This window comes from Saccharothrix texasensis, assembly GCF_003752005.1.
In the GTDB taxonomy this organism is placed as follows: domain Bacteria; phylum Actinomycetota; class Actinomycetes; order Mycobacteriales; family Pseudonocardiaceae; genus Actinosynnema; species Actinosynnema texasense.
This window is the reverse complement of the sequence record NZ_RJKM01000001.1, coordinates 3,922,239-3,940,223: the sequence shown is the minus strand read 5'-3', so window position 1 is coordinate 3,940,223 and position 17,985 is coordinate 3,922,239. Positions and strand designations below refer to the sequence as shown.

The 17,985-nt window shown below is 71.1% G+C and carries 19 protein-coding genes and 1 pseudogene; 9 read left to right on the top strand and 11 right to left on the bottom strand.

The features are described 5' to 3' along the window. Nucleotides 1-9 precede the first annotated feature (9 nt). The 4 genes from EDD40_RS16440 to EDD40_RS16425 are packed head-to-tail and all read left to right on the top strand — an operon-like array spanning nucleotide 10 to nucleotide 3,044. A complete protein-coding gene (locus EDD40_RS16440) occupies nucleotides 10-1,002 on the top strand; it encodes a LacI family DNA-binding transcriptional regulator (protein ID WP_201438873.1) in 993 nt (330 codons plus the stop codon). Beyond that, a complete protein-coding gene (locus EDD40_RS16435; RefSeq protein ID WP_123743695.1) occupies nucleotides 999-1,943 on the top strand; it encodes a DNA glycosylase AlkZ-like family protein in 945 nt (314 codons plus the stop codon). Before EDD40_RS16440 ends, EDD40_RS16435 begins: the two co-directional genes overlap by 4 nt. A 50-nt stretch (nucleotides 1,944-1,993) precedes the next feature. Continuing rightward, nucleotides 1,994-2,425: an acyl-CoA thioesterase gene (locus tag EDD40_RS16430; protein WP_123743694.1), complete on the top strand. Its 432-nt coding sequence runs from the start codon at nucleotides 1,994-1,996 to the stop codon at nucleotides 2,423-2,425. After that, on the top strand, nucleotides 2,418-3,044 hold the full coding sequence (locus EDD40_RS16425; protein WP_123748066.1) for a DUF8010 domain-containing protein: 627 nt from the start codon (nucleotides 2,418-2,420) through the stop codon (nucleotides 3,042-3,044). The genes EDD40_RS16430 and EDD40_RS16425 overlap by 8 nt, the downstream gene beginning before the upstream one ends. A gap of 58 nt (nucleotides 3,045-3,102) precedes the next feature. On the opposite strand, the gene EDD40_RS16420 is transcribed toward EDD40_RS16425, so the two are convergent. Together EDD40_RS16420 and EDD40_RS16415 are read right to left on the bottom strand one after the other, a co-directional pair. Further along, nucleotides 3,103-4,698 carry a glycoside hydrolase family 13 protein gene (locus EDD40_RS16420; protein WP_123743693.1) on the bottom strand — a complete coding sequence of 532 codons (1,596 nt, stop codon included), beginning with the start codon at nucleotides 4,696-4,698 and terminating at the stop codon, nucleotides 3,103-3,105. A gap of 57 nt (nucleotides 4,699-4,755) precedes the next feature. Next, nucleotides 4,756-5,142 (bottom strand): globin, encoded by a 387-nt coding sequence (locus EDD40_RS16415; protein WP_123743692.1) that lies wholly within the window; start codon nucleotides 5,140-5,142, stop codon nucleotides 4,756-4,758. Between the two features lie 325 nt (nucleotides 5,143-5,467). On the opposite strand from EDD40_RS16415, the gene EDD40_RS16410 reads away from it, so the two are divergent. Then, on the top strand, nucleotides 5,468-6,838 hold the full coding sequence (locus EDD40_RS16410) for an NsdA family TPR-like regulatory protein (protein WP_123743691.1): 1,371 nt from the start codon (nucleotides 5,468-5,470) through the stop codon (nucleotides 6,836-6,838). A gap of 93 nt (nucleotides 6,839-6,931) precedes the next feature. Here EDD40_RS16410 and EDD40_RS16405 read toward each other — a convergent pair whose 3' ends face one another. Together EDD40_RS16405 and EDD40_RS16400 are read right to left on the bottom strand one after the other, a co-directional pair. Next, on the bottom strand, nucleotides 6,932-7,849 hold the full coding sequence (locus EDD40_RS16405; protein ID WP_123743690.1) for a mechanosensitive ion channel family protein: 918 nt from the start codon (nucleotides 7,847-7,849) through the stop codon (nucleotides 6,932-6,934). A gap of 16 nt (nucleotides 7,850-7,865) precedes the next feature. Next, complete coding sequence (locus EDD40_RS16400) at nucleotides 7,866-9,959, bottom strand: prolyl oligopeptidase family serine peptidase (protein ID WP_246037690.1); 2,094 nt, start codon at nucleotides 9,957-9,959, stop codon at nucleotides 7,866-7,868. Between the two features lie 153 nt (nucleotides 9,960-10,112). Between EDD40_RS16400 and EDD40_RS16395 the strand changes: the two genes are divergently transcribed. Then, nucleotides 10,113-10,778, top strand: coding sequence for an HNH endonuclease (locus EDD40_RS16395; protein WP_246037689.1), 666 nt, complete (start codon nucleotides 10,113-10,115; stop codon nucleotides 10,776-10,778). A 13-nt stretch (nucleotides 10,779-10,791) separates the two neighbouring features. On the opposite strand, the gene EDD40_RS16390 is transcribed toward EDD40_RS16395, so the two are convergent. Further along, nucleotides 10,792-11,109: a hypothetical protein gene (locus tag EDD40_RS16390; protein WP_148088820.1), complete on the bottom strand. Its 318-nt coding sequence runs from the start codon at nucleotides 11,107-11,109 to the stop codon at nucleotides 10,792-10,794. Nucleotides 11,110-11,594: 485 nt separating this feature from the next. Between EDD40_RS16390 and ctaJ the strand changes: the two genes are divergently transcribed. Beyond that, on the top strand, nucleotides 11,595-11,840 hold the full coding sequence (gene ctaJ / locus EDD40_RS16385) for an aa3-type cytochrome oxidase subunit CtaJ (RefSeq protein ID WP_106615147.1): 246 nt from the start codon (nucleotides 11,595-11,597) through the stop codon (nucleotides 11,838-11,840). After that, nucleotides 11,827-12,312, top strand: coding sequence for a DUF5130 family protein (locus tag EDD40_RS16380; protein WP_123743687.1), 486 nt, complete (start codon nucleotides 11,827-11,829; stop codon nucleotides 12,310-12,312). Before ctaJ ends, EDD40_RS16380 begins: the two co-directional genes overlap by 14 nt. Before the next feature lie 54 nt (nucleotides 12,313-12,366). Here the strand turns inward: EDD40_RS16380 and EDD40_RS16375 are convergent, their stop codons facing one another. Together EDD40_RS16375 and EDD40_RS16370 are read right to left on the bottom strand one after the other, a co-directional pair. Next, complete coding sequence (locus EDD40_RS16375) at nucleotides 12,367-12,531, bottom strand: DUF397 domain-containing protein (RefSeq protein WP_123743686.1); 165 nt, start codon at nucleotides 12,529-12,531, stop codon at nucleotides 12,367-12,369. After that, on the bottom strand, nucleotides 12,528-13,370 hold the full coding sequence (locus EDD40_RS16370; protein WP_123743685.1) for a helix-turn-helix domain-containing protein: 843 nt from the start codon (nucleotides 13,368-13,370) through the stop codon (nucleotides 12,528-12,530). Before EDD40_RS16370 ends, EDD40_RS16375 begins: the two co-directional genes overlap by 4 nt. Nucleotides 13,371-13,564: 194 nt before the next feature. Between EDD40_RS16370 and EDD40_RS16365 the strand changes: the two genes are divergently transcribed. After that, on the top strand, nucleotides 13,565-14,464 hold the full coding sequence (locus tag EDD40_RS16365) for a Scr1 family TA system antitoxin-like transcriptional regulator (RefSeq protein ID WP_123743684.1): 900 nt from the start codon (nucleotides 13,565-13,567) through the stop codon (nucleotides 14,462-14,464). A gap of 70 nt (nucleotides 14,465-14,534) precedes the next feature. Here the strand turns inward: EDD40_RS16365 and EDD40_RS41740 are convergent. The 4 genes and pseudogenes from EDD40_RS41740 to pepN all read right to left on the bottom strand — a co-directional run. Next, nucleotides 14,535-14,714: pseudogene (locus EDD40_RS41740) on the bottom strand (hypothetical protein); the annotation flags it as partial. Beyond that, nucleotides 14,669-14,980 carry a type II toxin-antitoxin system PemK/MazF family toxin gene (locus tag EDD40_RS16360; RefSeq protein ID WP_123743683.1) on the bottom strand — a complete coding sequence of 104 codons (312 nt, stop codon included), beginning with the start codon at nucleotides 14,978-14,980 and terminating at the stop codon, nucleotides 14,669-14,671. The gene EDD40_RS16360 and the pseudogene EDD40_RS41740, both read right to left, overlap by 46 nt. After that, nucleotides 14,970-15,200 (bottom strand): hypothetical protein, encoded by a 231-nt coding sequence (locus EDD40_RS16355; RefSeq protein ID WP_123743682.1) that lies wholly within the window; start codon nucleotides 15,198-15,200, stop codon nucleotides 14,970-14,972. The genes EDD40_RS16360 and EDD40_RS16355 overlap by 11 nt, the downstream gene beginning before the upstream one ends. Before the next feature lie 71 nt (nucleotides 15,201-15,271). Beyond that, nucleotides 15,272-17,833, bottom strand: a complete 2,562-nt coding sequence (pepN, locus tag EDD40_RS16350; RefSeq protein WP_123743681.1) for an aminopeptidase N — start codon at nucleotides 17,831-17,833, stop codon at nucleotides 15,272-15,274. Nucleotides 17,834-17,985: the final 152 nt, after the last annotated feature.

The window sequence follows — 17,985 nt, the reverse complement described above, 5'->3', positions numbered from 1 at the left end:
TCACCCGGTGTGACAGCGCGGCTCAGTGACATCGCGACCCAGGCAGGCGTGAGCGAGGCGACGGTCAGCCGAGTGGTCAACGGCAAGCCAGGCGTCTCGGCCACGACCCGCCAGGCGGTGGTCGCCGCGATGGACGTGCTCGGCTACGAGCGCCCGCCCAGGCTCCGCCAGCGCAGCGCCGGGTTGATCGGGTTGATCACCCCCGAGCTGAACAACCCGATCTTCCCGGCGTTCGCGCAGGTCATCGAGCAGGTGCTGACCCGCGACGGCTACACGCCGGTGCTGTGCACGCAGACGCCCGGCGGCTCCACCGAGGACCAGCTGACCGAGATGCTGGTCGACCGGGGCGTCACCGGGATCGTCTTCGTGTCCGGCCTGCACGCCGACACGACCGCCGACAAGGACCGGTACGTGAAGCTGGCCGGGCGCGGCGTGCCGTTCGTGATGGTCAACGGCTACACCGACCAGGTGTCCGCGCCGTTCGTCTCGGTGGACAACCGGGCGGCTGTCCGGTTGGCGGTCACCCACCTGGTCGAACTCGGGCACGAGACGATCGGCCTGGCCGTGGGTCCGCCGAGGTTCGTGCCCGCCCAACGCATGGTGGAGGGCTTCACGCTCGTCCGACCGCGGGCCGCCGCCCTGGTCGAGCACTCCTTGTTCACCGTCGAGGGCGGCCAGGCGGCGGCCAACGCCCTGCTGGACCGCGGCTGCACGGCGATCGTGTGCGGCAGCGACCTGATGGCGTTCGGCGCGATCCGCGCGGCCCGCCACCGGGGCCTCGACGTGCCGCGTGACGTCTCCGTCGTCGGCTTCGACGACTCGCCGCTGATCGTGTTCGCCGACCCGCCGCTGACCACGATCCGGCAGCCGGTCGAGGCGATGGGGCAGGCCGCCGTGCACGCGTTGCTGGAGGAGATCGGCGGCACGCCCGCACCGCACGCGGAGTTCGTGTTCCAGCCCGAGCTGGTGGTGCGCGGTTCGACGGGCGCCCGGCCCAGATGACGTCGCTCGCGGCACGGATGCGGGCCCAACGGCTCTCGCACCCGGCTTCCGACGCGACGGACCTGCTCGCCTCGATCTTCGCCCTGCAAGCCCAGGACGTCCCGGCGGCACGGCTCGCAGCGCGCGCCCGGGGCGTGAGGTCCCTCGACGGGCCCTTGGTGCGCACCTGGGCCATGCGCGGCACCCTCCACCTGCTCCACCGGGACGACCTGTGGGTGGTGCAGCTGCTCGGTCCGACCTTCATCGCCGCCGGGCGACGCCGCCGCGAACAACTCGGCCTCACCGACGAGCTGTGCGCTCGCGCGCTGCCCGCGCTCCGCGAAGTCCTGACCGAGCCGGTGGACCGCGCCGAACTCGTGCGCCGGCTCGCCGAGGTCGGCGTGGTCCTCGACCCGGGATCGCAGGCGCCCGCGCACCTGCTGGCGTTCGCCGCGAACTCCGGCGTGCTGTGCCGGGGGCTGGACGACACCTACCGCCTCCTGCGGGTCGACTGCGAACCCCGCGGCGTGGACGAGCTGTGGCGGCGCTACCGGCGTGCCTACGGACCCGCCACGCCCGACGACTTCGCGGCTTGGAGCGGCCTGCCCAAGCGTCAGCTCGAAGACCTGCCCGAGGTGGCGGCCTCCCCGACCCGCCCGGCCGAACCGGCCACCCCGACCGGCGTCGTGCGGATGCTCGGCCACTTCGACACCTACCTCCTCGGCTACCGCGACCGCTCCGCGGCCCTCGCCCCCGAACACGCGCCGCTCGTGCAGACCGGCGGCGGTTTCCTCACCCCTCACGTCGTCGTGGACGGCCGGGTCGTCGCGGTGTGGCGGCGCGACGGCGCGCTCTTCACCGTGCGGCCGTTCGACGACCGCGCAGAACGGCCGGACGTCGCGGAAGAGGTCGCCGACCTGGGTCGATTCCTCGACGTGGACGCGCGCTTAACCTGGCAGTAGCACGTCGATAGGGTCACGGTCACGCAGCGACAGCGGGAGGCGCGTTCAACTTGGGTGTGTTCGTCACGGGCGTTCGGCCGCGCTGGTCGGACATGGACGCGTTCGGCCACGTCAACCACGCCAACACGGTGACCTTGCTCGAAGAGGCGCGCATCGACCTGCTGTTCACCGAGGCCGCCAGGCACGGTGTGCCGGAGATGTCGCGCGGCCTGGTCGTTGCCCGGCTCGTCGTGGACTACCTCTCGCCGGTGGTGTTCACCGGTGAGGAGATCGTGGTGGAGATGTCCGTGCGGGAATTGAAGTCCGCGTCGTTCACGTTGGACTACACGGTCCGCGGCGGTCGCCAGGAGGGCAGTGCCGTCGTCACGACGGCGGAGACCCTCATGGTGCCGTACAACCTGACGGCCGGGCGTCCGCGCCGTCTTCTCGAAGCCGAGCGCGATTTCCTCGCGGGCTGGCGTGCCGGAGGTAATGGTGCCTGAGTTGGTCCTCGCCGACCCCGCCGAGCGGGACGACCTCGGCGCGTTCGTCGCCCGTGCCGTCCGGTTGGACGGTCAAGCCGTGGTGCGGCTGCGCAACCGCCCGTCCGGCGGCCTGGTCGACGCGTGGGTGGCGACCCCGTTCGACACCCTCGCGACCCGGACCGTGGCCGGGCAGGCCGCGCCGGGCGACGTCACCGTGTCGGGCACCGACCTGCTGACCGGCTTGGCCGTGGTGCGCAGCGAGACCGTCGACCCGGGTCCGGCGCGGGACATGATGTGGCGCTCGGCGCTGCCGCCGGTGGCGGGCTGGCTGCCGGTGGACCGGCTGCCCGGCAGCGTGGTGTCGGAGCTGGCGGAGAAGGGCGTGGAGGTGGCGCGGGAGAACGCGGGGCCGCGCGGCACGCCGCCCGCTTCGCTGCTGGACCAGACCGTGCTCACGGTGAGCGGTTCCGGCTTGGACGTGAAGGTGCCGATGCGGTGCCTGTTCGCGTTGTCCGGCATGGGTTTCCTGGGCGGTGACGACGTGCGCATCACCGCCACCGACTCGTGGCTGCGCATCGACGCCCGGTTCGGCGCGGTGGTCCGCCGCCGCCACTCCATGCTGCCCCTGCTGGTCTGAGCGGGTCGGGGGCGCGGCCGACGGACCGCGCCTCCCCCCGTGCACCGGACCAGCGGCGCTAGACCAGCCAGACCGCCGTGTCGGGCGGCAGCTGGTTGCCGTCCATCGGGCCGCTGGCCAGCAGGATCTCGCCGGGCGGCAGCGGCACCGGGCCGCCGGACGTGTTCAGCGCGCAGATCAGCCCGCCGCCCTTGCGCCGGAACGCGAAGCACCCGGGCGGCGCGCCGTACCACTCCAGCTCGTCGCCGTCGAACGCCGGCTGCGACTTCCGCAGCTCCAGCGCCTGCCGGTAGAACGACAGCATCGACCCCGGGTCTTCCAGCTGCGACTCGGCGGTCAGGCCCGCCCACTCGTTCGGCTGCGGCAGCCACGTGGTCACGGCCTGGGAGAAGCCGAACGGCGGCGTGTCGCCCTCCCACGGCAGCGGCACCCGGCACCCGTCCCGACCGCGGTCGGTGTGCCCGGACCGCAGCCAGATCGGGTCCTGCAACGCCCACTCGGGCAGCTCCACGTCCGGCAGGCCGAGCTCCTCGCCGTTGTAGAGGTAGACCACGCCGGGCAGCGCCAGCTCGACCAGCGTCATCGCCTTCGCCCGCTGCGCGCCGATCGCGCCGCCGCCGTACCGCGTCACGTGCCGCGTCACGTCGTGGTTGGACAACGTCCAGGTGGGAGGCGTGTCCAGGCCGCGGACCGCGCCCAGCGAGTGCTCGATCGCCGACCGCACGCCGTCCGCGTCGAACGGCGCCCCGACGAGCCGGAAGTTGAACCCGAGGTGCAGCTCGTCGGGCCGGATGTAGCGGGCGAACCGCTCGTCGTCCTTCACCCAGATCTCGCCGACGGCCATCCGGCCCGGGTACTCGTCGATGACCTTGCGGATCATCCGGTGCACCTCGTGCACGCCGTCGTTGTCGAACCGGGGGTCCAGCGAGTTGTCGTGCATGACGCCCGCGCCCAGCTGCGCCCGCGGATCGATGTTCGGCAACCCGAAGGGCTTGGCCATGCCGTGCGCCACGTCGATGCGGAACCCGTCGACACCGCGGTCGAGCCAGAACCGCAGCGTGCGCGTCAGGTCGGCGGCGACCTCGGGGTTGTCCCAGTTCAGGTCGGGCTGCTCGGGCGCGAACAGGTGCAGGTACCACTGCCCGTCGGGCACCCGGGTCCACGCCGGCCCGCCGAACTGGCTGGGCCAGTTGTTCGGCGGCACGGACCCGTCGAACCCGCCGCCGTCGCGGAACACGAACCGGTCCCGCTCGACCGACCCCGGCCCGGCCCGCAGCGCGGCCTGGAACCAGGCGTGCCGGTCGCTGGTGTGGTTCGGGACCAGGTCGATGGTGACCTTGAGGTTGTGGGCGTGCGCCTCGGTCACCAGCCGGTCGAACGCGGCCAGGTCGCCGAACAGCGGGTCGACGTCACGCGGGTCGGCCACGTCGTAGCCGTGGTCGGCCATGGGCGAGGTGAAGAACGGCGTGAGCCAGAGGGCGTCCACGCCCAGCAGTTCGAGGTAGCCGAGCCGGGAGCGGATACCGTCGAGGTCGCCCACGCCGTCACCGTTCGCGTCGGCGAACGATCGGACGTAGACCTGGTAGAAGACGGCGTCACGCCACCAGGCGGACTCGTCGGCGATCTCTGGTTGTAGATCGGAGGATCGTCGCACGAGGAGTCATCCTGCCATTCGCGACCGACACCACGACCCCGTTCGTGTGATCACGAATCACACCCAGGCGTTCATCATGCTGTTCGCGGCCATCTCCAGGTACGCCCAGAGCTGCTTGCGGTGCTCGGGGGAGAGGTCGACCGCGTCGACGCCGACCTTGATGCAGCGCAACCAGGCGTCCCGCTCCGCGGGACCGATGACGAACGGAGCGTGACGCATCCGCAACCGAGGATGACCCCGGTTGTCCGAGTACGTGTGCGGGCCGCCCCAGTACTGCATCAGGAACAGCCGGAAGCGCTCCTCGGCGGGACCGAGGTCCTCTTCGGGGTACAGCGGACGCAGGACGGGATCGTCGGCCACTTCCTGGTAGAAGACGGCGACGATCTTGTGGAACGTCTCGTACCCGCCCACTGCTTCGTAGAAGTTCTCCGGAGGAGTGGTCACCCCTCCATCCTGCCTCAGGACCCGTGCGGCAGCGCACGCCGACCCCGCCTACTCGCGGTGGACGAGGCGACCCGCCGCTGCCGCCGCCGCTGGGCCCGGTGACCGACCCGCCGCCATCCGCCCGCCGCCGCCCGTCCTGCTCGACCTGCCGCCTCCGGGCCACCCCGCCGAGGCCCCGCCGTCGTTGAGCCGTCATCCGGGCGGCCCCGATCCGCCGGCGCCGGCGCTTGGCGAACGGTTGGCGCACTGGCCCGATTCGTGGTGAACGCGCCACGCCGCCCCGCATCCTGGCCCCGGCATCTCCTGCCGCGAGGGAGGACACGACATGAGCGGGTCGAACGAGGCGTTGGTGCACTGGTTCCGGCAGGCGGGGTGGACCCAGCTCGAACTCGCGCGCGCCGTCGGGAGGCTCGGCCGGGCGAGGGGGCACAACGTCGCGCCGGACAGCTCCCGGGTGCGGCGGTGGCTGGAGGGCGAGCAGCCGCGGCACCCCGTCCCGGACCTGCTGGCGGCGTTGTTCGCCGACCGGCTGGGCAGGCCGTTCACGCCGGCCGACCTCGGGTTGACGGGGGTGTCGCCGACCCGCGACCACGTGTCGTGGGACCACCGGGGCCTGGTCGCGACGTTGCAGGACTTCACGAGGAGCGATCTGATGATCAAACGCAGGGACGTGCTCGGCGCGACCGCCGCCCTCGCCACCGGCGCGGTCCTGGAGGGGCGGTTGGCCGGGTGGCTGGAGGCGGGCGACGCGGCGCCGACCCCGGCGCTGGGACCGGGCCGGATCGGCGCCGCGGAGATCGTCGAGATCGAGTCCGCGACCAGGACGTTCTGGGCCTGGGACGCCAAGCGCGGCGGCGGGCTGTACCGCGAGGCCGTGGTGGGGCAGCTCAAGGCGATGACCGACCTGCTCGACCACGGCTACCCCGACCCGATCTCCCGGCGCCTGTTCCGCTCGACCGCGGACCTGGCCAGGCTGGCGGGCTGGATGTCGCACGACGTGGGCCTCCAGGCGACCGCGCAGCGCTACTTCACGCTGGCGCTGCACTGCGCGAAGCGGGCACGTGACACCGGTCTGGGTGTCGAGGTGCTGTCCCGGATGGCCCGCCAGATGGTGCACGTCGGCCGGCCGCGCGAGGCGTTGTCGCTGGTCGCCCTGGCCCGGCGGGGAGCGGGGGACCGGCTGGGGCCGATGCCCTCCGCGATGCTCTCCACGTGTGAGGCGTGGGCGCACGCGACCCTGGGCGACGTCGAGGCGGTGGACCGGGCCGTGGGCACGGCGCAAGAGCGGTTCTCGCGGGCCGACCCCGCCGAGACGCCCGGCTGGCTGTCCTACTTCGACCGGGCCGGGCTGGAGGGCATGGCGGCCCTGTCGTACCGGACCGCCGCCGAGCACCGGCCGGGCACGGAGCGGAAGGCCGAACCGCACCTCGCGGAGGCGCTGCGCCTGCGCCGTGACTCCTACCAGCGGTCGAACCTGTTCGACGTGATCTCGCTGCTCGGCGTCCGCGTGCTGCAGGGCGAGCACGCGGAGGCGAACCGCCTGGCGGCCGACCTGCTCCGCCCGGCCGGGCGCATCAGCTCGACCAGGACCTTCGACCGCATCAAGGTCGTCCGCGACCGGGCCGTGGCCGACGCCGTCCGCTCGAAGGAAGCACGGCTGCTGGCCGACGCGCTCACCACGGTGATCGCGGCCTGAGCGGCTGCCAGGTGGTCGGGCAGGAGCACGACGGCCCCTGCCCGATCGCCGTCAGCCGGCCCAGGCGGACCCGGGCCAGGCTGCCCAGGAGGCCTAGGACGACTTGAGCGAGATGCCCGCGTCGTCCAGCGCGGGCATCAGCTTGGCCCTCAGGGCGCGCTGGACGGCCCACTGGCGGCCCGGCCGGACCTTCACCGTCACCCGCATGGTGATGCCCTCGGGCGTGACCTTCTCCACGCCGAGCACCTGCGGCTTGTCGATGACGTCCTTGGCCAGCAACTCCTCGCCCGTGGCGTCCTCCACGGCCTTGGTGAGCACCTCGGTCGCCGACGCCAGGTTCGCGCCGTACCCGAGCGGCAGGTCGACCACCGCCACCGCGAAGCCCTGCGACGAGTTGCCGACCCGCAGGATCTCGCCGTTGCGGACGTACCAGACGGTGCCGTTGGTGTCGCGGATCGTGGTGATCCGCAGCGCCACCGACTCCACCGTGCCCGTCGCGGGACCGAGGTCGACCACGTCGCCGACGCCGTACTGGTCCTCCAACATCATGAACATGCCGGACAGGAAGTCCTTGACCAGGTTCTGCGCGCCGAAGCCGATGGCGACGCCGAGGATGCCCGCCGAGGTCAGGATGGGCGCGGGGTTCATGCCCAGCTCGGTGAGGACCTGGATGAACGCCACCCCGAACACGATGATCGTGACGAACGACTTGAGCACCGAGCCGATGGTCTTGGCCCGCTGCTCGCGCCGTTCGGAGACCAGGGCGCCCAGCGCCTGGGGAGCGCGCTCCCGCAGCGGCTTGAGCAGCTTCGGCTTCCGCCCGCCGTTGCCCCGGGTCATCCGGTCGATCAGCCGGCGGAGCACGAACCGGACCACCACCGCGATGATCAGCGTCAACGCGATCCGCAACGCGCCCTCGGCGATCTTGGGACCGTTGGTCACCCACCACTCGACGGCGAGGGTCGACTCCACGTCGAACACCGGTGTCGGCGTCGGCTCCACGTCCAGCACCTGCTCAGTCCTCCACTCACAACTCCAGGCCGGTCGCCCAGGCCAAGAAGGTCAACTGGTCCACGGCCAGGCCGACCGATCGGCTCACCGAGCGGCCCGCGTGCCCCACCTCGGTCTCGCGGCGGAGCAGCACCGGGTGCTTGGTCGGATCACTCGACGTCGCGTGCTGCAGCGCCGCGCACATCTTCCGGGCGTGGTTCGGGTCCACGCGGCTGTCCGACTCGAAGACCGTGAACAGCACCGAAGGGTACTCAACTCCCGTCCGCACCCGGTGGTACGGGGAGTAGGCCAGCAGCCACGCCAGCTCTTCGGGCACGGCCGCCGAGCCGTACTCCTCGGCCCAGAGCCGCCCCAGCAGGAAGTTCTCGTAGCGCACCATGTCCAGCAGTGGCGCTGAGCACACCACCGCCGCGTAGAGCTCCGGCCGCTGCGTCAACGCCGCCCCGACGAGCAGCCCGCCGTTCGACCCGCCCATGATCGACAACTGCTGCGGCGTGGTCCACCCGTCGCGGATCAACCACTCGGCCGCCGCGTGGAAGTCGTCGAACACGTTCTGCTTGCGCTCGCGCATCCCCGCCCGGTGCCATTCCCCACCCTCCTCGTCGCCGCCGCGCAACGACGCGTGCGCCCACACGCCGCCCGCCTCGACCCACGCCAACGTGGTCGCGCTGTACCCCGGCCCGCGCCCCACCGCGAACCCGCCGTACCCGGTGAGCAACGTCGGCCGGGGCAGGTCCGGGTGCTGCTCGCCGGACACCACGAACATTCGCACGACCGTGCCGTCGGACGACGTGTACGAGACCTGTTGTGTGGACAACTCCGGAAGCGACACCGTCCCGGGCGCCGCCGCCTCCAACTCGGTCCGCCCGCTCGACAGCGAGTAGCGGTACACCGACAAGGGCGTGATGAAGTCCGACCACCCGAACCACAGCACGTCCCGGTCCGCACCGGTCAGCCGGTCGACTGTGGACAACCCGTGCAGCGACCCCGTCCCGGGCAGCGGGATCTCCCGCAGGTGCTCGCCGGTCGCGGGGGAGTGCAGGTGCAGCTCCGAGACCGCGTGCCGGGTCCGCAGCAGCACCAGCGACCCGTCCAGCCAGGTCACCGCGTCCAGCACCGAGTCCGGCTGCTCGCCGACCAGCTCGGTCCACTCGCCCGGCGCCGTCGGGTCGGCCACGCACACCCGGAACCGGGGCGCGTCGAGGCTGGTCCGCAGGTAGAGCCGCCCGTCCGGGGCGACCCACGCCGAGCACTGCACGTCGTCGGAGTCGCGCACGACCGGCGTCAGCTCGCCGGAGCCGTGCAGGTCGGCGATCCACACCGAGTCCCGCCGCACGGTGCCGGGCGCGCCGTTCACCACCAGCCACCGGCCGTCCTCCGACAACGACAGCCCGTAGTAGTAGGTGTGGTCGAGGCCGTCGCCGTGCACGTTCACGTCGTCGGCCGCGGGCGTGCCCACCCGGTGCCGCCACACCCGCCGGTGGAACTGCCGCTCGTCCTCGGGCACCAGCGCGGGGTCGACCCGGCGCACGTAGAAGAACTCCTCGCCGCCGGGCAGCCAGCCGACCGGCGAGTACCGGCACCGGTCGATCGGGCCGTCCAGCAGCTCGCCGGTGTCGACGTCCAGGACGTGCAGCAACGAGTGCTCGTCACCACCGATCGACACCTGGTAGGCCAGCCGCGTGCCCTCGCGGGACGGCGACCACTGGTCGAGCGTGGTCCGGCCGGACGGGTCGAGCCGCGACACGTCCAGCAGCACCCGCTCCACGCCGTCCACCCGCACGTACAGCACCGGGTGGTCCTCGTCCGGCCCCCGGCGGGTGTAGAACGCCCGCCCGGCCCGCCACACCGGTGTGCCCACGGAACCGGTCCGCATCAGCTCGCCCAGGCGGGCGGCGAGCGCGTCCCGGCCCGGCATCGCGTCCAGCCAGGACCGGGCCACCCCGTCCTGTTCGGCGGACCACGCGGCGGTTCGGGGGTCCGCAGGGTCCTCGAGCCAGCGGTAGGGGTCGGGGACCGCGTTTCCGTGCAGGTCGTCGACGAGGTCGAGCCGCGGCGCGGCCGGGTAGGTGATCGTCGCAGGCAGCGCTGCGCGGGAGGCTTCGGTCACCTCGCCGAGCGTAGCCCGGGTGTTGAAAACCATGTCCGATAGGGGTCTGTTCACCCGAGTTTCGCTCTCGGCTTCGTGACCCGTCACATATCACAGGTGATTTTTGGGGTCGATCTGTGGTCTGCTAGGCCCTGAACCGGTGGAGGTGGTCGCGTGCCAGACCGACAACCCACCCCGATCGGCGCCCTGGTGAACGCCGGGATCGCGTCGTCGGTGCCGTCCGGCCAGAAGCAGCTCGCGCTGAACACCGTGCACACTGTGGCCGACGGCCAGGGGGCCGGTCCGGCGCCCGTGGTGCTGCCTTGGGGAAGGCGCAAGGTCCTGCTGCTCAACGCCACGTTCGAACCGCTCACCGCGCTGCCCCTGCGGCGCGCGGTGGTCCTCGTGGTGTGCGGCAAGGCCGAGGTCGTGCACGGCGACCCCGCCGGGGCCGTCGTCCACTCCTCGACGTCCGCGGTGGTCGTCCCGTCGGTGATCCGGCTGGCGAACTACGTGCGGGTGCCCTACCGGGGCCGGGTGCCGCTCACGCGGGCCGGGCTGATGCACCGGGACCGGTACCGCTGCGCGTACTGCGGCGGACGCGCCGAGACGATCGACCACGTGGTGCCGCGCAGCCGCGGCGGCCCCCACTCGTGGACCAACTGCGTCGCCTGCTGCGCGAAGTGCAACCACCGCAAGGCCGACAAGCTCCTCTCGGAGCTCGGCTGGCGCCTGCGGGTGGTGCCCAACGCGCCCCGCGGGCCGCACTGGCGGCTGCTGGCCGGCGTCACCGAGGCCGACCCGCAGTGGCTGCCCTACCTCGGCGAGCCCGCGGCTTAGCGACCGCTCGTGCTCAGGCCGCCAGGACGTGGTCCTGGGGGTCGTTCGTGATGCGCACGGAACCCTTCGTGATCCGCACGGAGCCCGACGTGATGCGCACCGACCCCACTGTCGTGATGCGCACCGAGCCCGGGTCGTCCCCGGTGATCCGGACGGAGTCCGAGGTGATCCGGACGGAGCCTTGGGAGGTGATCCGAACGGAGTCGTCGGCGGTGATGCGCACCGACTCGGCGAGCACTGCTTGAGGCTGAACAGTGGTAACGCTCTGCTCCGATTGGGTGTACGACGAAAGAGTGAGGGCGGCGACCAGAACAAGGTTCATGGTGTACATGTCGTGTCCTCCGAGACTCATCGGGCGGGAATTGGGCTCCGGAATCGGATGCGCAAGACCCGTACAGGTGAAAAGCTAGAAGCCGAGTGGGCCCAGGACAAGACGCCAAACCGGCCGCCATTCGCCTCCGTCCGGGGGAAGGCCATCCGGGTGTACGCACTGCGACGATCGAGCGTGGAAGCTGGTGCATCCGGCACCGATGGACACTGAGGGTGACGTCGTCGCAGGTAGGGCGTCGGGTAGATCACAAAGGGTCATATGCCACGTGGCAGCGCCATGTCCGTGACGGTCGCGTGCCCGCCGCCCGAGCCGGTGTCCCACGACGTGGTCACCGCCGTACGCGTAGTCGCGGACCGCGCCGACCGGGCCGCGTTCACAGTTGGCCGGACCGCCGGGCGGCCCCGCGCGCACCGCTCGGCCCACCCCGGTGCGGAAACGGTGCCCTCACCCCGACCTGACCAGGACGATCGGTTACCGTAACCGGCGTGACCATCGTGGAGACCGTGCTCGTCTTCGCGCTGATCCCGCTGGCCATCTACGGCGTGATCACGCTACTGACGCTGAGGCCGAAGGCCACCCGCATTCAGCGGTACCGCCCGGGCCAGGAGTGGAACTACGCCCCCGTCTGGTGGACGGCGAACCCGGCGGGCTTGCCCGGCGGCGCGCACCAGGCCGTCACGGCGCCGGCCGAGGGCCGTACCGCCAAGGGAGGTGCCCGTGGCAACTGGTGAGCTGACGAGGGTGGACGTCGACCCGTCGACGCTGGAGGTCGGCGAGGTCGTCACCAACAGCGGCCGGGTGTCCGCCGCCAAGATGTACGAGCCGCACCCGCCGAGCCTGCCGTTCACGCCGGTGCAGCTGTCGAGCCTGGACGAGGCGCTGACGCTGGCCAGCCGCACCACCGGGCTGGACTTCAGCGTGTACCTCGGCGAGCTGGGCGCGGACGCGCGGGCGAAGGCCGAGGAGCTGCACGCCGGCACCACGCGCCCCACGCACGCCGTGCTCGTCGCGGTGTCGCCCGGTGAACGCCGGGTGGAGGTGGTGACGGGCGAGGAGTCCCACCGCCGCATCGCCGACCGCGGCGCGAAGCTGGCCGTGATGAGCATGGTCGCCTCCTTCAAGGAGGGCGACCTGTCCGGCGGCCTGGTGAGCGGCCTGCGGATGCTGACCGACCAGGCCGGTCCGGCTCCCAAGCACGGCTGACGACCTCGAACGACGAAGTGAAGGCCCCGGCGTACCCCGCCGGGGCCTTCGCATTCACCGTGCCTTGAGGGCGTTCACGAACGCCTTCAGCCGTGCCGGGCTGACGCCCAGCACGACCGAGGGGTTCTTGCTGTCCCGCACCGCGTCGAAGTGGTTCGCCACCTCGACGCAAGAGCCATCGCTGACACTCCGGTTGGATTTCTTCCAGCGCACGGTCATGCGACTCCCGTCGTCCGTTGCACCTCCTTCGCGATGAGTTCGAACGACTGCTCCGTGCTCATCGCGACCTCCATCAACCTTGGCACGCACGCCTCGAAGCCGGCTACCGACTCGGCCTCCTGGACGAAGACCGAACTGACGTGGTTCTCCAAGTGCGCGAACGACGTGCCATCGCACTTCAGCACCGTGAACGCGCCGTCGAGACCCGGGTGCCAGCCGGTGGCCGTCGGCACCACCCTGAGGTCGACGTTCTCGTGCGCGCTCATCATCAGCAGGTGGTCGAACTGCTCGGTCATGACCTCTCGGCTGCCGAACGTCTGGCTGAGCACGGCCTCGCCGATCAAGACGGTGTATCGGACCGGGTTGCGGCGGGTGAGGATGTCCCGCCGACCCATCCGGACCGCGACGCGGGTGGCGATCTCCCCGTCGGGGATGCGGGCGGCTTCCATGATCGAGCGGGTGTAGGCGCTGACCTGGAGCAGGCCGGGGATGATCAGCGGCGACCAGCTCACGATCTCCCTGGCCATCTGCTCGACCTCGATCAGTGCGGCGATCTGCGCGCGCAGCTCGGGCATGTCGATCATGGCGAGGGGTGATCCGCTGGGGTCTTCGGTCATCTCCAGGATTTCTTCGCGATCCCGATCGGGGATGATGAGCGGGTCGAGGATGCGGATGACCTCCGCCCGGGTCGGGACGCGCTGGCCGCTTTCGTTGCGCGAAAGCAACGAATGTACGACGCCGATTTTCTTCGCGAGTGCGCGTTGGCTGAGCTTGTTCGTCGTCCGTGCGTTGCGCAAACGCGCGCCCAGTGCGATGGATTTCGAGGTGTTGCGGTTCATGGAAATGCATACTAAAGCGGGACCAGTGGTCAAGTCTCTCGCTCGAAAAGGGGATTGACCAGCTGTTGCGGGCCGGACAAGGTGTTGTGCACCAGAGCTACCGACCAGCCCGCACACTGGTCGGACATGCGCGGCGGGTGGTGGTGTGCGCGACGGGACTTCGCTGCACGCACCACCCGCCGTGCCCTTTGCAGATGTGCGCCATAGGGGGTGTCATGGAGTCCGAAGAAAGGCCGTCCGCGAGGTTGAGCACGGCTCGCAGCCGGGAATTGGGCGAGGAATTGCGGCGCGTCCGGCACCGCGCTCGGATGTCGACGGCGTTCGTCGCCGACGCGCTCGGCTGGTCGCTGGGCAAGTTGTCGAAACTCGAAACCGGCAGTCGCGGCACGAGCCCGTGGGAAATCGGGACGCTGCTCGGCCGGTGCGGCGCGGACAAGCCGACCCGTGACCGGGTCCTGGCCATCGCCAGCGAGGTCGACGGGGGCAACTTCCTGCGCCGGCACGAGCCGTGGCCGGACACGCTGACGGCGGTGGCCGTGCACGAGCACGCGGCCCGCACGGTGACGACCTACGAGCCGCTGGTGGTGCCGAGCCTGGCGCAGACCGAGGACTACGCGTACGCGTTGACCAGGGACCGGGACCTGACGGAGGCGCGCATGACGCGGCAGGACGCGTTGCGCAGGCCGGGCGGCCCGGAGATGGTGATCTACATCCACGAGGCGGCGTTGCGGCTCGTCGTCGGCGACGCGAAGGTCATGCGCGACCAGCTGCTGCGCCTGACGCTGATGTGCGGGTGGTCGCGGATCAGCCCGCGGATCATCCCGATGAGCGCCCCGTCGCACACGGTCCTGCGCCACTCCGCGACCCTGCTGACGTTCTCGTCGCCGACCAAGCCGCTGGCCTACGCGGAGACCGAGACGGCGACGGTCTTCCACGACGACCCGAGCGCGATCAGCGCCTACGAGGCCAAGATGCGGCAGCTGGAACGCGTCGTCCTGAGCCCGGCCCACTCGCGTGACGTGTTCGCCCGCTGGGCCGACGCCTACGACCGCGACCACCGCTCCGCCCCGGAAGCGAAACGGGACAGCGCCTGAAGCGCCGTCCCGTTCACCCCGCAGCCGTCACCACACCCGCAGCGGCTCCGCGCACGTCGTACGTCGAGCCTCAGGACCGGTCGAACTCCTGGGCGGCCAAGGCGCGCACGATGCCCGCTCGGCCTTCCGAGACCAGTCGCCGCAGGGCGGGCGGGCGTTCCTCGGCCAGCCACTCGTCGGCCGCCGTGACCGCCCCCCTTCGGATCACAGGTCGAGCACGGTGCGAAGAGCGGTGTCCACCTCGTTCATCTCGTGCAAGGACAACCTTCCCGCCAGATCACCCAAGCGCTGCGGGTCGACGGCTGTCGTCTGCTCCACGAGCACTCGAGTCGGCTGCCCGTTCAGCTCGATCTCAGGACGGAACGACGCCGGTCGGGCCGAGGTCGACGTCGGCGCTACCAGCCACGTGCTCAACGGGAGCGCGTTCGATTGGACGACGACCGCGTAGCGACTGCTTTGCTGCTCGTGCCCGGTGGCGTTGCGCGGCGCCCGAAGCCGGTAGACCTCACCACGCACGCAGTGGCTCCAGGTCCGCGAGCACGGCCCGTGCTTCCGCCACGTCGTCAGGGTCGGCCGCCAAAGCCAGCGCCTCCTCGCGCAACGCCTCGGCCTGCTGCACCTTCGCGGCCAAGAGCAGGGCTTCGCGAATCGCGGCTGAAGCGCTGCGGCCGTCAGCCGTCAAGCGCTCCAGCGCCCGTTCCGTCTCGGTGTCCGGGCGAAAGGTGATGGTGCCCATGCGGCAAGCGTACTACGAGATGTATGACGTGCGGTGACACGATCGGGTCACCGCACGTCATACGTCGAGCCTCAGGACCGGTCGAACTCCTGGGCTGCCAGGGCGCGCACGATGCCCGCTCGGCCTTCCGAGACCAGTCGCCGCAGGGCGGGCGGGCGTTCCTCGGCCAGCCACTCGTCGGCCGCCGTGACCGTCTCCTTCGAGATGGACCACGACGGGAACAAGCCGACGATCATGGACTGGGCCCGCTCGCTCGACCGGCGGTCCCACACGTCGGCCGCGTCGGCGAAGTACCGCGCCACGAACGGCTGGAGCAGCGCCTTCTGGCCGGGGTGCTGGATGCCCGCGATGATCGCCTCGGACACCGCGTTCGGCAGCTCGTCGTCGTTCACCGCGCGGTCCCACGCCTCGGTCTTCGCCTCGACCGTCGGCCGCAGCGCGCGCGCCGACTCGGCCTTGCGCCGACCGGTGGCGGTGGGGTCGCGCTCCTCCTCGGCCTGGATCTCGGCCAATCCGGCGGCGCCGTGCGCGACCAGCGCGTTCAGCAGCCGCCAGCGCAGGTCGGTGTCCACGTCGAGGCCGGGGAGCACGTCCGAGCCGTCCAACCAGCCGCGCACCACCTCGACCGTCGCCTCGTCCAGCACCGAACCGGCCAGCGCGTTCACGAACGCGAGCTGGTGGTCCGAACCGGCCTCGGCGGCGCGCGCCAGCTCCAACGTCCGGGAGGAGAACCTGCGCCAACCCTCGTCGCGCCACGAGACGTCCGCGTACGACGAGAGCGCCGTCTGCGCCTGAAGCAGCAGCCGCTGCACCACGCCGACCTCGGTCTCCGAGTGCAGCCCGCCGAGCACCAGGTTCACGAAGTCGCGCGCCTTCAGCTCGGCCTCACGCGTCATCTCCCAGGCCGCCGACCAGCACAGCGTGCGCGGCAGGGGCTCGGCGATGTCGGCGATGTGGTCGATCAGCGACGCCAGCGAGTCCGGGTCCAGCCGCATCGTGCAGTAGGTCAGGTCGTCGTCGTTGACCAGCACCAGCTTGCCCCGGTGCACGCCGACCAGCTCCGGCACCTCGGTGCGTTCGCCGGACACGTCCAGCTCGACGCGGTGGGTGCGCACGAGCTTGCCGGAGTCGTCGGCGTCGTACACGCCGATCGCCAACCGGTGCGTGCGCAGCTCGCCCTTGCCCGGCCGGGCCCCGCCCTGGAGCACGGCGAACTCGGTGAACCGGCCCTCGGAGTCGACCGAGTACTTGGGCCGCAGCAGGTTCAGGCCGGTGGTCTCCAGCCACTGCGCGCTCCACCACGACAGGTCGCGGCCCGACGCCTCTTCCAGCGCGTTGAGCAGGTCGGCCAGCGTCGCGTTGCCCCAGGCGTGCTTGCCGAAGTACACCCGAAGACCGGACAGGAAGTTGTCCAGGCCCACGTACGACACCAGCTGCTTGAGCACCGAGGCGCCCTTGGCGTAGGTGATGCCGTCGAAGTTGACCTCGACCGCCTGGAGGTCCGGGATGTCGGCGGCCACCGGGTGCGTGGACGGCAGCTGGTCTTGCCGGTACGCCCACGACTTCTCGATCTTGGCGAACGTCGTCCACGCCTGCCGGTACTCGGTCGCCTCGGCCTGCGCCAGCACCGACGCCCAGGTGGCGAACGACTCGTTCAGCCACAGGTCGTCCCACCAGCGCATGGTCACCAGGTCGCCGAACCACATGTGCGCCATCTCGTGCAGCACGGTCTCGGCGCGGCGCTCGTACAGGTAGCGGGTGACGCGGCTGCGGAAGACGTAGTCCTCCAGGAACGTGACGCAGCCGGCGTTCTCCATCGCGCCCGCGTTGAACTCGGGCACGAAGCACTGGTCGTACTTGCCGAACGGGTAGGTGACCCCGAACGCCTTGTGGTAGAAGCCGAAACCCTGCTTGGTCTCGGTGAACAGCCGCTCGGCGTCCATGTGCGGCGCGAGCGACGCGCGGCAGTAGATGCCCAGCGGGATGGTGGTGTCGCCGTCGCTGAACTCGTCGCGCCACTCGGCGTACGGGCCCGCGACCAGCGCGACCAGGTACGTCGACATGGGCTTGGTGGTGGCGAAGACGTGCCTGTCCGCGCCGCCCGCGCCATCCACAGTGGACTCGATCGCCGAGTTGGAGACGACCTTCCAGTGGTGCGGCGCGGTGACCGCGAGGTCGTAGACCGACTTGAGGTCGGGCTGGTCGAAGCAGGCGAACATGCGCTTGGCGTCCGCCGTCTCGAACTGCGAGTACAGGTACACCTCGCCGTCGACCGGGTCGACGAACCGGTGCAGGCCCTCGCCGGTGTTCATGTACCGGCAGTCGGCCTCGACGGTCAGCTCGTTGACCTCGGCCAGGTCGGGCAGGTGGACGCCGTCGTCCTCGCGGTACTCGGAGACGTCCAGCTCGTGTCCGTTGAGCACGGCGCGGTGGACATTGGCGGCCACGATGTCGATCCACGCCGACGCGCCGGGTGTCCGGCTGCGGAAGGCGACCGTCGTGGTCGAGCGGAACGTGTCCGAGCCGGGCTTGCCGCCACCGTCGGTCAGGTCCAGCTCGATCCGGTAGGAATCGACCTCCAGCAGCGCAGCCCGCTGCTGCGCCTGGTCGCGGGTGAGGTTGGGTGCCGCCACTGGTCACCTCGTCTGCCGCCGCCACGGGACCTCGGCGCCGGCGTCGTCGGAACGGGAAATGGGTGTCGAGTCGGTGAACACGACAGTCGCATCCAATCACGTGGGACGCCCGGAAGTGGACTGGCGTCCGAGGGAAGACTGCGTGCGGTCGA

What these genes read in the sequence shown, in the direction of transcription:
- EDD40_RS16370 (WP_123743685.1), bottom strand. Translation starts at nt 13,370, where the DNA reads ATGAACCGCAACACCTCGAAATCCATCGCACTGGGCGCGCGTTTGCGC.
- EDD40_RS16365 (WP_123743684.1), top strand. Translation starts at nt 13,565, where the DNA reads ATGTGCGCCATAGGGGGTGTCATGGAGTCCGAAGAAAGGCCGTCCGCG.
- EDD40_RS16375 (WP_123743686.1), bottom strand. Translation starts at nt 12,531, where the DNA reads ATGACCGTGCGCTGGAAGAAATCCAACCGGAGTGTCAGCGATGGCTCT.
- EDD40_RS16390 (WP_148088820.1), bottom strand. Translation starts at nt 11,109, where the DNA reads ATGTACACCATGAACCTTGTTCTGGTCGCCGCCCTCACTCTTTCGTCG.
- EDD40_RS16355 (WP_123743682.1), bottom strand. Translation starts at nt 15,200, where the DNA reads ATGGGCACCATCACCTTTCGCCCGGACACCGAGACGGAACGGGCGCTG.
- EDD40_RS16435 (WP_123743695.1), top strand. Translation starts at nt 999, where the DNA reads ATGACGTCGCTCGCGGCACGGATGCGGGCCCAACGGCTCTCGCACCCG.
- EDD40_RS16410 (WP_123743691.1), top strand. Translation starts at nt 5,468, where the DNA reads ATGAGCGGGTCGAACGAGGCGTTGGTGCACTGGTTCCGGCAGGCGGGG.